The sequence below is a fragment of the Mucilaginibacter panaciglaebae genome (genome assembly GCF_039539265.1).
Taxonomy (GTDB): Bacteria; Bacteroidota; Bacteroidia; order Sphingobacteriales; family Sphingobacteriaceae; genus Mucilaginibacter; species Mucilaginibacter panaciglaebae.
Window position 1 is genome coordinate 174,639 of sequence record NZ_BAABCV010000007.1, and the last position, 17,734, is coordinate 192,372.

Genomic DNA, 17,734 nt, shown 5'->3' on the forward strand with positions numbered 1-17,734 from the left:
AAGCATGAACAGGCAGCTTACAGGTGTTATCAAATTAAAGCGTTGGGCGTGGGCTTTATTGCTGGCAGGCTCATGCTTTTTGGCGACATCTGTTAATGCTCAAAATACCGCCCCTGCAAAGGTAAGCCAATCGGGTATTGACTCTGATGCAGTAGAAAATCTTTTCTTTTCGGCATTGAAAGAAAAAACTGTCGAAAACAATCAGCAGGCGGCAGAAATATTTAATAAGATCTTAGTGCTTGATCCGGCAAATGATGCCGCTCTTTACGAGTTGGCTAACATCCGCAAGAAAGAAAATAAACTGGCCGAGGCGCAGCCACTGCTCGAAAAAGCGGTGTCGATAAAACCTGATAACGAATGGTATTGGTCGTCATTAGCTGAGGTTTATGAAAAGGGTAACCAGATTGACAAGCTGGATAATGTATTTACCCAGTTGATCAGGCTTAACCCTGAGCGCACGGATTATTACTATGATAAAGCCAATGCTTATCTGATCCAAAATCGTTATACCGACGCATTAAAGGTTTATGATCAGATAGAGCAAATTACCGGAGCCACTGATGATCTGACCATTGCGCGTCAGAAAATATATTTAAAACAAGGTAATCTGGATAAAGCCGCTACCGGCTTAGAGCAGATGATAGCTTCGAACCCTAACCAGGTTAAATATTATTTGCTGCTGGCAGAGATATACGAGTCGAATAAAGCCACCGACAAGGCTTTTAAAATATTGCAACAAGCCAAAACGATCGATCCGGACAATGCTTCGATACACTTAGGCCTGGCTGACGTTTATCGCGATAAAAAGGATATTAATGCCAGCTTTGCCGAACTTAAAGTGGCCTTTGCTAACCCAAATTTAAACATCGATCAAAAAATCAGGATCATGATGGGATATTTTCCCAAGTTTTCTGAGCCTGATGCAAAAGCCGGCGCTTTAGCCAGCGCTTTAGAGTTAAGCAAAATAATAGCAGAGACTCACCCTAACGAAGCCAAGGCGCAGGCTCTCTATGGCGATATGCTGGTGCAAAGCGAAAAGTATCCCCAGGCTAAAGAGGCTTATGTAAAGTCGGTAGCTTTGAATGGTCAGATCTATGAAACCCGCGACCAGTTAGTTCGGCTGGAGATGGGTAGCAGTGATTTCGATGGCGCAATTCGCGATGGTGAAGCTGCATTGACATTTTTTCCTAACCAAAGCTGGATGAACTTTTTAGTAGGCAGTGCCTGGTTGCAAAAAAAGGATTACAAAAAGGCCTTAAGCTATTTAAAAAATGCCATAGCGCTTGAGTTTCAGGACAAAAACCTGTTGTCGCAAAGCTACTCGCAACTGGGCGATTGTTACCATGCCATGCAGGACAATAAAAGCTCTGACGAAGCTTATGAAAAAGCATTGAGCTACCTGCCGGATAGTAAATATACGCTGAACAATTACGCCTACTATTTATCATTAAGAGGCGAGCAGTTGGATAAAGCAGCCGCTATGGCCAAGCGTGCCAATGAGCTTGAGGCCGGGAATGCATCGTTCGAGGACACTTACGCCTGGATATTATTCAAGCAAAAAAACTACCGCGATGCCCGGATTTGGATGGACAAGGCACAGGCTCATAACAAAAATAAAAGTGCCGTACAAACCGAACATTATGGAGATATATTGTTTTATTTAGGAGATGCCGATGGTGCCGTACTATATTGGAAAAAAGCTAAGGAATACGGAGCAAACTCGCCCGTTTTGGATCGGAAGATAAATGAAAAGAAATATATTGAATAAGGTGTTTATAATTTGCGGCGTGTTGGCAATAGTAAGTTGCAAGGCCCGCAAAAAAGCAATGCCCGTTGCCTCTGTGACACCCAAGATAGATAACACGGTTTCTATCCCAACTACCACACCCGATTTAACCTACGTTAAAAATGAGCTGGCTGCTATAAAAGGTCATCAGGTCACTTTTAACACGTTTTCGGGCAGAGCCTCTACAAAGCTTGATGTTAACGGTAACAGCAATGATGTTACTATGAACGTCCGTATAGCGCACGAGAAGAAGATATGGGTTTCAATTACTGCAATATTGGGTATTGAGGTAGCCCGGGCATTAATCACTCCTGATAGCATCAAGATCATCAATAAGCTGCAAGGCGTTTATTTGAAAAAGCCTTTTAGCTATGTGTATAGATATGCCAGCAGGCAGGTTAATTATAATACTATTGAATCACTGCTGGTGGGCAATGTTATGCCTGAGCTGCTTACCGAAAACTCAGTTATTAAGGCGGATATGGGAAATATAGTCTTATCTGGTACATTGCAAGATTTGATCTACAACCTTACGCTGGGTACCAATATGCGGGTGACGCAATTCAACTTGTCAAACAATAACGAAGGGCAGGCACTATTGGTTACAAACAGTAATTTTATACAGGCTAACAATAAATTGGTGCCCTCGCAAATTAATATTCTATCAACCATAGGCGATAAAAAAATACAAGCTAATCTGCACTATAATAAGGTTGACTTTGACCTTGAATTAGATTTTCCTTTTAATATTCCGGAAAGATATACGCCTGCCGATTAAAAAATTAATATTTTTGAACCGGATGAAATTTTTAAAAGCACTATTCCTTTTGATCTGCATTTTCGCAGCGGTGCAAGTACACGCCCAAAGCAGTACTGAGCTGCGAAAGCAGCGCGATCGCATCAATGACGAGTTGAACCAGCTTAACAGGCAGTTGGAAGAAACGCGGAACAATAAGAAATCAACCCTTAAGCAACTCAATATACTTAAGGCTCAGATAAGTCTGCGCGAGCAAAAAATAAACGTCATTAATGGCGAGGTCCGTAATCTGGATAACCAGATATCAGAAAATACCAATACCGTACATGACCTGCAAGGCCAGTTAGATTTGCTGAAAAAGAAATATGCCGATATGGTGTTGTTTGCTTATCGTAACAAAAGCGGGTACAATAAATTAATGTTCATTTTTGCTGCGAAAGATTTTAACCAGGCATACAAGCGTCTAAAGTATCTGCAGCAATTTGCTACCTATCGCGAGCGGCAGGCTGCATCTATTCAAAGCAAACAAAAAGATCTGCATGTTAAAATAGTTGAACTTGATAAGACTAAAGAGCAAAAACATACGTTACTTGTTGACCAGGAGAAGGAAAAAGCGAACCTGGGTAAAGAGCGCAACAACCAGTCGGCGGTGGTTAAAAGTCTGAGTAGTCAGGAAAAACAACTGCAAAGACAACGGGTGGCAAAGCAGCGCGAAGTTTCTAAAATAATCCGGGCTTATGCCAAAGCGGTGATTGATGAAGAAAGACGCCGGGCAGAAGAGGCGCGTTTGGCAGCAGAGAGAGCAAAAGCATCAAATAAAGATGCCCCGGCTGCAGCTAAACCTGCGGTACGAAAAAGCTCAAATAGCGAGTTACTGAATGCAACACCAGAGGCAGCCAGGTTATCTAATGATTTTTTGGGGAACCGTGGCCGACTACCCTGGCCGGTAGTTAACGGGGCCGTTACACAGGGTTTTGGTACGTTTACTACTGATGGTATCCGGAGCGAGAGTACCGGTCTGGATATACGCACTAATGATGGCGCACCTGTGAGAGCGGTGTTTGACGGAACAGTGTCAAAAGTTCAAAATGTATTAGGCTCGTGGCTTATCATTATCAGACATGGCGAATATTTGACCGCTTATAACAACCTCAGATCGGTAAATGTGTCGTCTGGCCAAAAAGTAAGCACTAAGCAAACTATTGGCACTGCGGCTACTGATGGAGTAACAGGGGAGACCATGGTACACTTTGAATTATATAAAGCCGGCACACCTGTAGACCCAAAAGTTTGGTTGGCCGACAGGTAAAAGAACTTGTAAATAATTAATGCTTATATTTGTAACCTAATTAGTAGAGAGAGTATGTTTAGTTCAGTATTATTATTCTTTGAATTTACCCCACCCGAAATAATGTTGATATTATTTGTGGTATTGCTGTTATTTGGTGGTGATAAATTACCGGGCCTTGCGCGTGGCTTAGGTAAAGGTATTCGTGATTTCAAAGACGCCTCGGAAGGTGTAAAGCGCGAAATCAATAATCAGATAGATAACTACGATAAGAAAAAAGAGGAGACAAAAGCAGCTGAAGAGACTCCAAAAATTGCGGAGCATTCAACAGACAATCCCGCAGGTACTAAAGAAGAAACACCTGCTGTGACCACTGCGCCCGCTGCTACGCCCGTTGCCAACACTGTACCGGTAAGTCAAACTCATTCAGCCACAGATAACGTTTTATTCGATGGAACGCCCGAAAGCGATCCTGAACTTTATAAACATTATCGTGGTGAAGGTGCAATTGAAGAATCAGCAACCACCACTGCTATAGATTCGGAAAAGAAACAAACGAATAATTAATTATAAACTAATATAAAATTACAATATCATGGGATTAGATGGTCCAGCAGTATTCGTCATCCTTTTAGTAGTGTTACTATTATTTGGCGGTAAAAAAATACCTGAGCTTATGAAAGGTTTGGGTAAAGGCGTTAAGGAATTCAAAGACGCTTCAAACGGCACAGAAGACGACGAAAAGCGTAACGTATAGTTTCTGATTACTTCAGGACTTATTGATAATATACTTATCTGTTGAAATTAATTTCTATTTCAACAGATAAGTTTTTTATTTTCGGCCCATGGCTAAAATTTATTCCTCTTTAAGTGAGATAAAGAGTGAGTTACAAAATAATGAAATTACTGTTGAAGGACTGGTAAAGAGCTATCTGGGCCAGATTGAAAAAAATGCCCACCTGAATGCCTTTAATGGTGTTTTTGGTGATGAGGCGTTGCAGCGTGCCAAAGAAGTTGATAACCGTCTTAAAAACGGCAGCGCCGGCAAGCTGGCGGGAATGGTTATTGCCATAAAAGATAACATTTGCTATAAAGGGCATAAAGTTACCGCATCATCTAAAATACTATCTAATTTCGAGTCAATATATTCGGCAACCATAGTTGAGCGTTTGCTGGCAGAAGATGCTATCATCATTGGCCGTTGCAACTGCGATGAATTTGCCATGGGCGCTGCTAATGAGACGTCTTATTTTGGGCCTGTAAAAAACTACGCCGATCATACCAAGGTATCAGGCGGTTCATCAGGTGGCTCGGCGGTTGCTGTACAGGCTAATATGTGCCATGCGGCTATCGGTACCGATACGGGGGGGTCTGTTCGTCAGCCTGCCGCATTCTGTGGGACGATTGGTTTTAAGCCCACTTATGGTCGCATATCACGTCATGGGCTTATTGCTTACGCTTCGTCTTTTGATCAGGCGGGGCCAATAACCCGTTCTGTTGAAGATGCCGCGTTGTTGCTGGAGGTGATGGCCGGAGCGGATGAATATGATAGCACAGCGTCTGCCAAACCAGTGCCGGCTTATGCTGCCGGGCTGGAAAAATCAACCGGGAAAAAGAAGATAGCATATCTGCAAGAATCTATTTCAAGCCCCGGGGTTGACCAGGAGGTTAAAAATGTGCTTAGCCGAACAATAGATAAGTTACGTGCCGAGGGCCATTCGGTTACGCCGATTGCGTTTGAATACCTGGATTATCTGGTCCCTGCCTACTATATTTTGGTTACAGCAGAAGCTTCGTCAAACCTGGCGCGTTATGACGGAGTACATTATGGCTATCGTAGCCCGGCGGCTACTGATCTGCTATCAACCTATAAACGCTCACGCTCTGAAGGGTTTGGTAAAGAAGTAAAACGCCGCATCATGCTCGGGACCTTTGTGTTAAGTGCAGGTTACTATGATGCTTATTATGCCAAAGCACAAAAAATGCGAAGGCTTATACAGGAAAAAACAAATCAGATATTTGATGAGTATGATTTTATTCTGATGCCCACCGCACCAGGCCCTGCTTATAACATGGGGAATGTAGAAGCTGACCCCGTGGTGAGCTATCTGGCCGACATTTTTACCGTGCAGGCATCATTAACCGGATCGCCGGCAATTTCTTTGCCGGTAGGCAATAACACTGACGGATTACCGTTAGGTTTACAATTATTAGCCAAACATTTTAACGAACAAGAATTACTTAATTTCTCCAAATATTTCATGGAGCTACAATAATTTAATATTTTAGTTAAACCTTTGGATTGAGAATGCGTATTAAGGCTTATCCCCTAACAAACTAGAATGAAGAGAATTTTAACTGTTGCTGCCTTTATCTTATCACTGCAAGTTGTAAAAGCTCATTCGTTAACAGCTGCTGCCTTTAGTGTGGCAGATGCCCATTTTTCACTAAAAACTTCAGGCGATACCAGTTTGGATATGCCGGTTAGTGCTTATGCCGGATCGATATTTAAATTGAGATTGGATTCCATCCGGAAGGACGTACCGTTGGATTACAACGAGTATGTGCAAACCTATATCGACCTGTATTCGCGCCATCGCGACGAAATGGCTCATGTAATGGCACTTTCAAAATATTATTTCCCAATTTACGAGAAGATATTCCATGAAGCCGGCATCCCTACAGAAATTAAATACCTTTCGATAGTTGAGTCAAAGCTTGATCCTGCTGCTGTATCGCGCGTGGGTGCAACCGGCCCATGGCAATTCATGGCAACTACGGCCAAAATCTATGGCCTGAATATGGATAGCTATGTCGACGAGCGCCGGGACCCTATACAGGCCAGCTATGCGGCTGCAGCTTATCTGAAAGATGCTTACCAGGAGTTTGGCGATTGGCTGTTAGCCATTGCCTCATACAACTGTGGTAAAAGCAGTGTTGAACGCGCTATTCAAAAAGCTAATGCGATGGATTTCTGGTCTATCCGCCAATACCTGCCTATGGAAACCCGTAACTATGTGCCGGCTTTCATTGCTATGTCATACGTAATGAACTATGGCAAAAAGCACAGCATTGTTCCGGATATTATGAACTTTAACCCTAGGACCGACACTTTAATGGTTGACCGCATGGTTGATCTGGGTAACGTAGCCAGGGCCCTTAATACTAACCTGTTGGATATTACTATGCTGAACCCGGCTTATAAAAGGTTAATTGTTAATGGTACACCCGCCGCTCCGCGTCGTTTGATTATTCCGCATGTTAATCAAAAAAATTATCCGGCATTGTATAATGTGCTGAACGGCCTTCCTGATCCGGTTTTATCGCAACCGCTTCCGACTGTTGCAGCGGCGTCGATACCTGTACCGGCGCCGGTTACCACAGCTTATGCGCCGGTAACTTATGTCGCTGCAGCAAGGCAAGTTGCTCCGGTTATTTCAAATCCCGCTATTCCGGAATACTATGTAATTAAAGCAGGAGAAACCTTGGAACAAGTTGCTGCACATCATGGATTGAACGTGCGCGATGTTAGGGCCTGGAATAATATTCCTGATGGTCAGGCCGCGGCCGGTCAAAAGGTGATATTAAATCCTGTGGCGAAGCTTACTAAGCTGTAATCAAATAAAAATATTGTTAAACCGGTGATGGAGCAATCTGTCATCGGTTTTTTGTTTATATGTATTGTGGAAATGTAATTGAAGGCTACATCCTTATGGCCCTATGTTGCAAACATCGAACAATAGCCCATAGTGTTTAAGCTATCGGTCAGGTAAATAGCCGGTTAAAGCCAATTTATCACTAATTTAAGGCATTATATGGCCTTTTTTATCATGTGTAAAAAGCCTTAACTTTGAATATCAATTATACACCTATGGACAAGTCTAACCGTAAACAAGACGCCTTAAACTATCACGCCAAGGGTCGCCCGGGCAAAATACAGGTAGTACCTACCAAGCCCACTAATTCGCAGCGCGATTTAACCATGGCCTATTCGCCGGGTGTGGCCGAACCTTGTTTACGTATAGCACAAAACGTTGACGATGTTTATAAATATACGGCTAAGGGTAACCTGGTAGCCGTAATCAGCAATGGTACGGCGGTATTGGGCCTGGGTAATATCGGCCCCGAAGCCAGTAAGCCGGTGATGGAAGGTAAGGGCCTGCTGTTTAAAATTTATGCTGATATCGATGTGTTTGATCTGGAACTGAATGCCAAATCGGTTGACGAATTTGTGACGATAGTGAAAGCCCTGGAACCAACCTTCGGCGGTATTAACCTGGAAGATATTTCGGCACCTACCTGTTTTGAAATTGAGCGCAGGCTAAAGGCGGAAATGAAGATCCCCGTAATGCATGACGACCAGCACGGTACGGCTATCATCTCGGGCGCGGCGCTATTAAATGCCTGCGAGATACAGGGTAAAAAACTGGATAAGATAAAAATGGTAGTAAACGGCGCGGGTGCTGCGGCTATATCATGCTCGAAAATATACCTGTCGCTTGGGGTTAAAAAAGAAAACCTGGTGATGTTTGACATTAATGGTTTGATAACGCCAAATCGCACTGATCTTGATGATATGCGCTTGCAATTTGCCACTACCCGCAAAGATGTCAATACTTTGGCCGATGCTATAAAAGGCGCCGACGTATTTATCGGCCTGTCGGCCGGCAACGTAGTTACACAGGATATGCTGCGCAGCATGGCTAAAAACCCTATTGTTTTTGCTATGGCTAATCCTGAACCAGAGATTGCTTATGACCTGGCAGTTAGCTCGCGTAAGGACATCATCATAGCTACCGGCCGCTCAGATTTTCCTAACCAGGTAAACAACGTATTGGGTTTCCCTTACATATTCAGAGGGGCTTTAGATGTCCGCGCCAGTGCCATTAATGAAGAAATGAAACTGGCAGCCGTGCATGCCATTGCCGGTATTGCTAAAAAGCCGGTGCCTGAGGCGGTAAACCTGGCATATGATGCCAAGAACCTGAAATTTGGTCGTGAGTATATTATTCCAAAACCAATGGATCAAAGGCTGATCATCGAGGTGTCATCGGCAGTGGCAAAAGCTGCGATCCAGTCGGGCGTGGCACGTACAATTATCGAAGATTGGGAAGCTTATGCCGAAGAACTAAGAGCAAGGGTTGGCGACGATGACCGGCTATTACGCAATATTACCCTTATGGCTAAAAATAGCCCTAAACGGGTGGTTTTTGCAGATGCCGATAATTACAAGGTATTGCGCGCTGCACAGATTGTTAAAGATGAATGCGTAGCCACCCCGATTTTATTGGGCGACGTAAATAAGATTAAAAAGATCATCAAAGAAACTGAACTTGATTTGGGCGAGGTGGAAATTTATGATCCGCATTTAGGAACTAAGCGATCAGAAGAGTATGCGCAGTATTATTTCTGCAAACGTCAGCGACGCGGTATTACCTTATTTGAAGCACGTCAGTTAATGGCCGATTCTAATTATTATGGTGCCTGTATGGTGCAGTTTGGCGAGGCAGATGCATTGATCTCGGGCCTAAGCAAAAACTATGCGGACACCGTTAAGCCGGCCCTCCAGATCATCGGGACTGAAAAGGGCGTAAGCCGGGTAGCTGGCATGTATATGATGATTACCCAAAAGGGCCCCGTATTCTTTGGAGATACTACTGTAAATGTCGACCCCTCGGTTGAAGAGCTGGTAGACATTACTGTGCTTATAGAACGTTCGGTACAGCAGTTTAACATTAGTCCGCGGGTAGCCATGTTGTCGTATTCTAACTTTGGCTCAAATGCCGGCTCCATTCCTGAGAAAACCCGCGAGGCCGTCCGAATTCTTCATGAAAAATATCCCGATATGGTGGTAGACGGCGATATGCAAGCCAACTTTGCGCTTAACGCATCTTTACTGGCAGATAACTTTCCGTTTTCGACCCTGAAAGGCCGCGCTGCAAATACCTTGATCTTCCCTAACCTGGAGTCGGGTAATATTGCGTACAAACTTTTGCAGGAAATAGGCAGTGCTGAAGCTGTCGGGCCGATATTGCTCGGGCTGAGAAAGTCGGTGCACGTGTTGCAATTAGACAGTTCTGTTCGCGAAATTGTAAATATGGTTACTATAGCCGTTGTCGACGCACAGGCCAAAGCAAATAACAGCAAATAAGGTTGTCCGATTAGAGTTTAGTGATTAGATTTGGGACAGCGTTAGGGTGTGCTTCCATTTACCTTAAACTTTACTTATAAATAATATGTACGCTTATATTGATGGCAGATTAGTATTTAAAAGCCCGGCTTATGTGGTTATTGATGCCAACGGGGTGGGGTATCATATCAATATATCGTTAAATACCTATTCATTACTTGGCGATGCCGAGCGCTGCAAACTTTTTACCTGGTTGCACGTAAAAGAGGACGCGCACACATTGTATGGGTTTGCCGATGAGAGCGAGCGTAATTTATTTTTGCATTTGATATCTATTTCAGGTATTGGGCCAAACACCGGCAGGATGATGCTTTCGTCAATTACGCCGGATGAAATACAGGCCGCAATCATCAATGGTAATGTTTCTGTAATACAAAGAATAAAAGGAATCGGTCCAAAATCGGCTCAAAGGGTGATACTAGAGCTACAGGACAAATTGCGTAAAGAAGGCGCTATATCTGGCAACTCAGCACCGGTAGCTAAAACTGCGAAAGACGAAGCATTGGCCGCATTGGTTACGCTCGGTTTTGCACGCAACGCCGCTGAGAAGGTACTTGATCAGGAACTGAACAGAAGTGGTGGTACATTAACGGTCGAAGAGTTGATAAAATTCGCCTTAAAAAGTTTATAATTAATTGTAGGGATTTTAGCTGTTGCATGTGATAAGAAATTTTACTTATAAATTTCTTCTGGGTACAATTTTGATAACCGCATTTTGGGGATCGGAATCTGTTTTTGCGCAGCAAAGGCCAAAAAAAGATTCTATTACCGTTAAGGCCCCATTCAAGCGCACGCAATCAAACAATGCATTAAATCGGCAAGGGATTTTTGACCCCGTACCTTTTGGCGTCACCCGCACGGTTGAGTACGATGTATTAACCAATCAGTATATTTTATATGAACGTATTGGCAACCTGTTGTACCGGCCGCCGGTATATCTTACTTTTAATCAATACCTATACTTAAAACAACGGGAAGAAAAGCGTGACTATTTTAAAAAACTTGCCGATAATTACGCATACGAGCAAACGCAACCCGGTTTTATCCCGCAGATAAACGTACATAGCCAAACATTCGAAAAAATATTTGGCAGCCCGATTATTGATATCCGCCCGCAAGGATCGGCTGAGGCTATTTTGAGTGGGCAGATCAATAGCAATGAGAATCCGCTGTATAATACCAGGCAGCGTAAGCAGTACAACTTCAACTTCGACCAGCACATTCAGCTAAATCTTACCGGTAACGTTGGCGACAAGTTAAAGATCGCTACCAACTATAATACTGATGCCCAGTTTCAATTTGACAACCAGGTCAAATTAGATTACGTTGGGCATCCGGATGAGATTATTCAGGAAATACAAGCCGGCACCGTGAGTATGCCATTAAATACGCAGCTAATTACCGGTACGCAGGCTTTGTTTGGTTTAAAAACTAAATTAAAGTTTGGTAAACTGGAAGTTACGTCCATCTTTTCGCAGCAGCGCTCACAATCAAAAGACATTACTATAACCAGCCAGGGGCAGCAGGGTAATTTTGCAATTACCGCATCTGACTACGAAGCTAATAAGCACTATTTCCTGTCTCAGTTTTTTCGTAATAACTATAACAAAGCGCTGGCCAATATCCCAATTATCAGCTCAAATATTAATATCACCAAAATTGAAGTTTGGACTACCAACCGTACCAACGCCACTACCGACTCGCGCGACGTCGTAGGTTTCCTGGATTTGGGTGAGAACGCCCCATATAATACGGCGCAAGTACAAGGTGGTACCGGATATTCGGCCTTACCTGCGGGTTTTCAGGGGCCGGGTTTCCCAGACCAGTCCAACAACTTATTGGCAAACCTGCCTGTGGCAGCAAGACAAACTAATGATCCTTCAAACTCCCTGATCACTTACTTTGCGGCGCACGGCGGTACAGACAATTATGCTAAGTTAACCTATGCCCGTAAGCTGACATCGAAAGAGTATACCCTTCATCCGCAACTGGGTTATATATCCTTAAATTATCCTTTAAATAATGACGAGGTATTGGCTGTAGCTTATCAATACACTTACAATGGTAAGCAATATCAGGTTGGTGAATTTTCGAGCGACATACCGGCTACGCCAAATACGCCCAAGGTTCTCTATCTGAAGTTATTAAAGAACACACTCTTAAAAACCAACTTGCCAACCTGGAAGCTGATGATGAAAAACATCTATTCGATTAACGCCTTCCAGGTTAGCCCGACCAATTTTAAACTGGGCATTACACGTCTGGATGATAAAACCGGCGTTGAAAAGCCGGTAATGGAGGAAGGCCAAAATACCGCCTCAAAACTATGGCTAAGGCTAACCGGACTTGACAATCTTGATCAGCAAAATCAAAAACAGCCTGACGGCTATTTTGACTTTTTGGAGGGGATTACTATCGACTCGCAGAACGGACGCATCATGTTCCCGGTACTGGAACCCTTCGGCTCTGATCTGGCCAGGCAGTTTACCACGGGCGAAGGGGACCTGGCCGGCCGATACGTTTATCAGCAGTTGTATGACTCCACTAAAACCGTCGCACAGCAATTCTTTACTAAACTAAACCGGTACGCTATTAAGGGTACTTACACAGCGCAGGGCGGGGGTGGTTCTTATCAATTAAATGGTGTTAACATTCCACAGGGCTCGGTAACAGTATCGGCTGGTGCTACAAAGCTTATTGAGGGTACCGATTATACCATTGACTATAATGCCGGGCGACTAAATGTAATAAACACCGCAATATTGTCGGCCGGCCAGCCCATCTCAGTGCATTTAGAGGACAATGGGCTGTTCGGTATCCAGCAGCGATCATTATATGGGTCGAGGTTTGATTACAAGTATAGCCCGAATTTAAATTTAGGGGCTACGGTAATGCATCTTACCGAGCAGCCTATATCCCAAAATGAGGCTATCGGTCAGGAATCTATCTCGAATACCATTTTAGGTTTTGACGTTAACTATGCCGCAAATTCAAGGTTTCTGACGCGGTTGGTAGATAAAATTCCGTTGATACATACTAAGGCACCGTCATCAGTAGCTTTCAGCGGTGAGTTTGCCAAATTGCTGCCGGGCAGCCCAGGCGTGCTTAGCTACGCCGGTTCAAAAAACGGCACTTCATACCTGGATGATTTTGAGAACAGTCAATCTGTTATTGACGTTAAAAGCGCTAACACCTGGCAGATATCGGCTACGCCGCAAATGTTTCCCGAATCGGGTTTATTTAATGACCTGAGCTACGGTTTTAACCGCGCGCGGTTGTCGTTCTATAACATAGACCCTATATTTTATACCAACACCGGCTCAACCAGCGTTACCCGGGCTCAGTTATCAAACCACTATGCAAGGCAGGTTTTGCAGAACGAGGTTTTCCCGTACAAACAATCGGTTACCGGCCAGCCGTTGAGCATCGCAACACTCGATCTGGCTTTTTATCCAACCGTGCGGGGCCCGTATAACTATAGTACTACAGGCGTTAATCCAGATGGAACTTTGCAAAACCCCAGATCGCGTTGGGGAGGTATTTACCGGGGTATTTCTACCAACGATTTCCAGGCGCAAAATGTGGAGTATATTGAATTTTGGGTGATGGACCCTTTTATCTACAAACCCAACTCGGCTGGCGGCGATCTGTATTTCAATTTAGGTAGTATTTCTGAAGATGTTTTAAAGGACGGCCGTAAAAGCCTGGAGAACGGATTGCCGATAAACGGCGACCTTAGTACCGTGGACACTACGACATGGGGCAGAGTACCTAAAACGCAGCCCGTGGTTAATGCCTTTGACAGCAACCCCGCGTCGCGGGTTTTACAAGATGTGGGTTTGGATGGATTGAACGATGCCGACGAGCAGGCCAAATTTGCCCCTGTTATTAATCAGGCTAAAGCAGCATTAGATCCGGGTGCAGCAAGTGCACTTGCTGCCGACCCCTCAACAGATGATTATCAATATTACTTAGGCCCCGACCAGGATGCGGCGAAGGCAGATATCTTGAAACGATACTCAAAATATAACGGTAACGAAGGTAACTCTAAAACTGCCGAACAATCGCAGGCGTTATTGGGTTTGCAAACATCGGCCAATACTTCGTTGCCCGACGGCGAAGACATAGATCGTGATAATAATATGAGCCAGGACGACCAGTATTTTCAATATAAGGTATCTATGCGTCCGCAAGACCTGGTGGTTGGGCAAAACTTTGTGAACGATAAAATAACTGCGCAGGTTAAGCTGCCTGATGGTACCACACAGTCGGTTAACTGGTATCAGTTCAGAATACCTATTACTGCTTATCAGGAAGCTGTCGGCGGCATACAGGACTTTAAAGCAATACGTTACATGCGCATGTTCATGACCAACTTTGCCGACACGGCCATTTTGCGTTTTGCTACACTGCAACTTGTAAAAGGCGATTGGAGAGCCTACAACACCGAGAACAACCCGCTGAATGTAATTGCTGACCCTGCCATTGCTAACCCACCGCTGGATAACTCAACCATTAGTGTAGAAAGCGTAAACATTGAAGAAAATGGTAAACGTATACCTATACCTTATGTAGTGCCGCCAGGTATCATCCGCCAGCGCGATTATAATAACCTGCAAAGTAACACGCAGCTAAATGAGCAGTCGCTTTCGCTGAACGTTAAAAACCTGACCGATGGTTACTCAAAGGCGGCTTTCAAGACTTTTTATAATGATCTGCGCAAATACAAGCACCTGCAAATGTTTATACACGCCGAGGCTAATCAAAGCACCTTGCACGATAATGATGTAAGTGCTTTTGTCCGCTTGGGTGCCGACTACCAGGATAACTATTATGAGTACGAAATACCGCTGGCTGTTACCGGCCCGGGTACCACCAATGAAAATTCAATTTGGCCGGAATCAAATGCGCTGGATATTGAGCTTTCTATTTTAACAGACGCCAAAATTGCGCGCAACAATGCCAAGTTTAATGGCTTGCCATGGCCGGTAAACAAGCCGTTTACCTACGCCAACGGGCGCAACCGTATTACCATAATGGGTGTGCCTGATTTGAGCCGCCTGCGAACAATTATGCTCGGTGTGCGTAATCCATATCGCAATAACTCAGCGCCGGGTGTTGATGATGGTTTGGCTAAGTCGGCCATAGTGTGGTTTGATGAGTTGCGCCTTACCGATTTTGATAACAAAGGCGGTTGGGCTGCCGTGGCGCGCGCCGACCTTAAGCTTGCCGATATTGGTACAATTACCGTTGCCGGAAACAAAAGTACCGCCGGTTTTGGTGCTCTTGATTCTAAACTGGAGGATAGGCAGCTTACCAATAACCAGGGTTATGATGTGTCGGCTAATATGGATCTGGGGCGCTTTTTTCCGAGCAAAAGCGGTATCAAGATCCCGGCTTATGTGAACGTGTCAAACCAGGTGAATACGCCACAATACGACCCGGCACAGTCTGATATTTTGCTGAAACAAACACTTAATTCAACTCAATCAGCACAGCAACGCGACTCGATCAAACATGCTGCCGAAGATTACACCCTGCGCAAAAGTCTGAACTTTACAAACGTGCATAAAGAGCGGTCGCCTGAAAAAAGAACGGTACATGTCTATGACGTCGAGAATTTAAACGCCAGCTACGCCTACACAGAGTATACCCATCACGACTTTACTACAGAAAGCGATCTGGAGCGGACATATCATGTGACACTGGCCTATAATTATGCCAATGCACCTAAGTATATAAGCCCCTTCGAGAAGATCATTAAATCCAATAGCCTGGCGCTGTTGCGGGATATCAACTTTGCGCTGGCGCCTACGCGTTTAAATTTCAGTATCAACTTTGATCGTTTTTATTCAGAAAATTCGCCGCGTAACAATGACCCCGATAACCCGGTATTCATCCCTACCAGTTATAATAAGAACTTTAACATTACCCGTGTTTATGGCTTTGGCTGGAATTTAACTAAATCATTATCGGTTGATGTAGATGCGACCAACCTTTCTGTAGTAGATGAGCCTTACGGCCGGTTGGACGGATTGAAGATTGACACGCTTTGGCAGAACATCCGTAAACTTGGCCGCACGGTCAATTATAACCATACGCTGAATGTTAACTATATTGTTCCGCTAAATAAAATACCGGGACTAGACTGGGTGGCCCTGACATCGCATTACAGTACTAACTTCACCTGGCAGGCAGCACCGGAGTTTGCCATTGGCGATCCGCAGTTTAATGTGGGTAACAGCATCCAGAATGCCCGCAAAATTCAATTGGATCCCGTACTGACCATGACTACGCTTTATAACAAAATAGGTTTTCTGAAAAATGGCAGCGATCCCAAAAACAGCACATTCACACGTGTGTTCACAGGTTTGATCACCAGTATTAAAAGTGTCAGCGCAAACTATACCCGCACCGACGCAACCTTTTTACCAGGGTATTTACCACAGTCAAATTTATTTGGCGAAGACTTAAGTTACGATGCGCCGGGTATCGGTTTCCTCTTAGGAAGCCAGGCCGATTTGCGTAGCCGGGCCATTGTTAATAACTGGATAACACGCGATACCCTACAAAACCAATTGTACGTACAATCAGTAAGCGAAGATCTTCGTCTTAAAGCAACTGTTGAGCCAACACCTGATCTGCAGATCCAATTATCGGCCTATAAAACCCAGGATCATACCTACCAAAGCAACTTTAAATTTTTGAGTGCCAGTGGTGCATTTGAAAACCTGACACCAACTACCACAGGCAACTATAGTATTTCTTATTTTTCGTTGGCGACAGCATTTTCAAAAGAGAGCGGTGTAAACAACACCTCAAAACCGTTCCAGAAATTTCTGGACAACAGACAAGCTATTTCCAAACGTTTGGGCCAGATAAATCCTAACTCGGGTGGGGTGGAAGCCAGCGGCTATGCCGATGGTTACGGGCCTAACTCGCAAAACGTATTGGTACCGGCTTTCCTGGCGGCATATACAGGCAAAAGTGCCGATAATGCGAGCTTGAGCCAATTCCCGAACATACCGATACCTAACTGGCAGGTCAGATATACAGGCTTAAGCCGTATGCCGTTTTTCGAGGAATTGTTTGATTCTTTTGATATTACTCATGGTTACCAATCAGCCTATTCAGTGAGTCAATACAATACGCTGCTGCAATACCAGGAGTTGGGTGGGGCATCAAGTCAGCGCGACGTTAATAATGATTTTTTACCTAAGTATCAGTTCTCACAGATCACTATCCTCGAACAATTCGTGCCTTTGCTTGGCGTCGATATCCGCTTTAAAAACAACATGACCACCAATCTGGAGTATCGCCGAAGCCGTATCCTCAGTTTAAGTTTGCTGAATAGCCAGTTAACACAACAAAACGAGCAAGTGTTAACTTTTGGTTTTGGCTATAAGACTAAAGACTTCAGGTTCCCGTTTGGGTTATTTGATAATCTGATTCTGAAAAATGATCTGACCTTTAAAGTTGATTTTGCACTGCGCAACAATAAAACGCTCATTTATCAGGCCGATGTTACCGCCGCGCAAATATCATCAGGTGCGCAGAATATTACCTATCGCCCGTCTATCGACTATGCAATCAGCCAGCGTTTTGTACTAAACCTGTTTTATGATTCAAACCTTACCCGGCCTTATACTTCGCAGGCGTTTAATACCTCGTTTACCAACTTTGGCGTAAACTTAAAATTGCTGTTACAGTAAT

General features: G+C 44.2%; 10 protein-coding genes. All 10 read left to right on the top strand.

Annotation, left to right across the window (positions count from 1 at the left end):
* Nucleotides 1-4 precede the first annotated feature (4 nt).
* Nucleotides 5-1,768: a tetratricopeptide repeat protein gene (locus ABD772_RS11310; RefSeq protein WP_345104185.1), complete on the top strand. Its 1,764-nt coding sequence runs from the start codon at nucleotides 5-7 to the stop codon at nucleotides 1,766-1,768.
* A complete protein-coding gene (gene lolB1, locus ABD772_RS11315) occupies nucleotides 1,746-2,564 on the top strand; it encodes a lipoprotein insertase outer membrane protein LolB1 (protein ID WP_345104188.1) in 819 nt (272 codons plus the stop codon). The genes ABD772_RS11310 and lolB1 overlap by 23 nt, the downstream gene beginning before the upstream one ends.
* A 22-nt stretch (nucleotides 2,565-2,586) precedes the next feature.
* Nucleotides 2,587-3,852: a murein hydrolase activator EnvC family protein gene (locus ABD772_RS11320; protein WP_345104190.1), complete on the top strand. Its 1,266-nt coding sequence runs from the start codon at nucleotides 2,587-2,589 to the stop codon at nucleotides 3,850-3,852.
* Nucleotides 3,853-3,906: 54 nt separating this feature from the next.
* On the top strand, nucleotides 3,907-4,398 hold the full coding sequence (locus ABD772_RS11325; RefSeq protein ID WP_345104193.1) for a Sec-independent protein translocase subunit TatA/TatB: 492 nt from the start codon (nucleotides 3,907-3,909) through the stop codon (nucleotides 4,396-4,398).
* A 28-nt stretch (nucleotides 4,399-4,426) separates the two neighbouring features.
* Nucleotides 4,427-4,588 (top strand): Sec-independent protein translocase subunit TatA/TatB, encoded by a 162-nt coding sequence (locus ABD772_RS11330; protein ID WP_345104196.1) that lies wholly within the window; start codon nucleotides 4,427-4,429, stop codon nucleotides 4,586-4,588.
* A gap of 88 nt (nucleotides 4,589-4,676) precedes the next feature.
* On the top strand, nucleotides 4,677-6,107 hold the full coding sequence (gene gatA / locus ABD772_RS11335) for an Asp-tRNA(Asn)/Glu-tRNA(Gln) amidotransferase subunit GatA (RefSeq protein WP_345104199.1): 1,431 nt from the start codon (nucleotides 4,677-4,679) through the stop codon (nucleotides 6,105-6,107).
* A 66-nt stretch (nucleotides 6,108-6,173) separates the two neighbouring features.
* Nucleotides 6,174-7,448 (top strand): lytic transglycosylase domain-containing protein, encoded by a 1,275-nt coding sequence (locus tag ABD772_RS11340; protein WP_345104202.1) that lies wholly within the window; start codon nucleotides 6,174-6,176, stop codon nucleotides 7,446-7,448.
* Between the two features lie 254 nt (nucleotides 7,449-7,702).
* On the top strand, nucleotides 7,703-9,982 hold the full coding sequence (locus ABD772_RS11345) for an NADP-dependent malic enzyme (RefSeq protein WP_345104205.1): 2,280 nt from the start codon (nucleotides 7,703-7,705) through the stop codon (nucleotides 9,980-9,982).
* 85 nt (nucleotides 9,983-10,067) lie between these two features.
* A complete protein-coding gene (gene ruvA, locus ABD772_RS11350; protein WP_345104208.1) occupies nucleotides 10,068-10,652 on the top strand; it encodes a Holliday junction branch migration protein RuvA in 585 nt (194 codons plus the stop codon).
* A 28-nt stretch (nucleotides 10,653-10,680) separates the two neighbouring features.
* The gene (gene sov, locus ABD772_RS11355) at nucleotides 10,681-17,733 is read left to right on the top strand and encodes a T9SS outer membrane translocon Sov/SprA (protein WP_486348193.1); all 7,053 of its coding nucleotides are present in this window, start codon (nucleotides 10,681-10,683) and stop codon (nucleotides 17,731-17,733) included.
* Nucleotide 17,734: the final 1 nt, after the last annotated feature.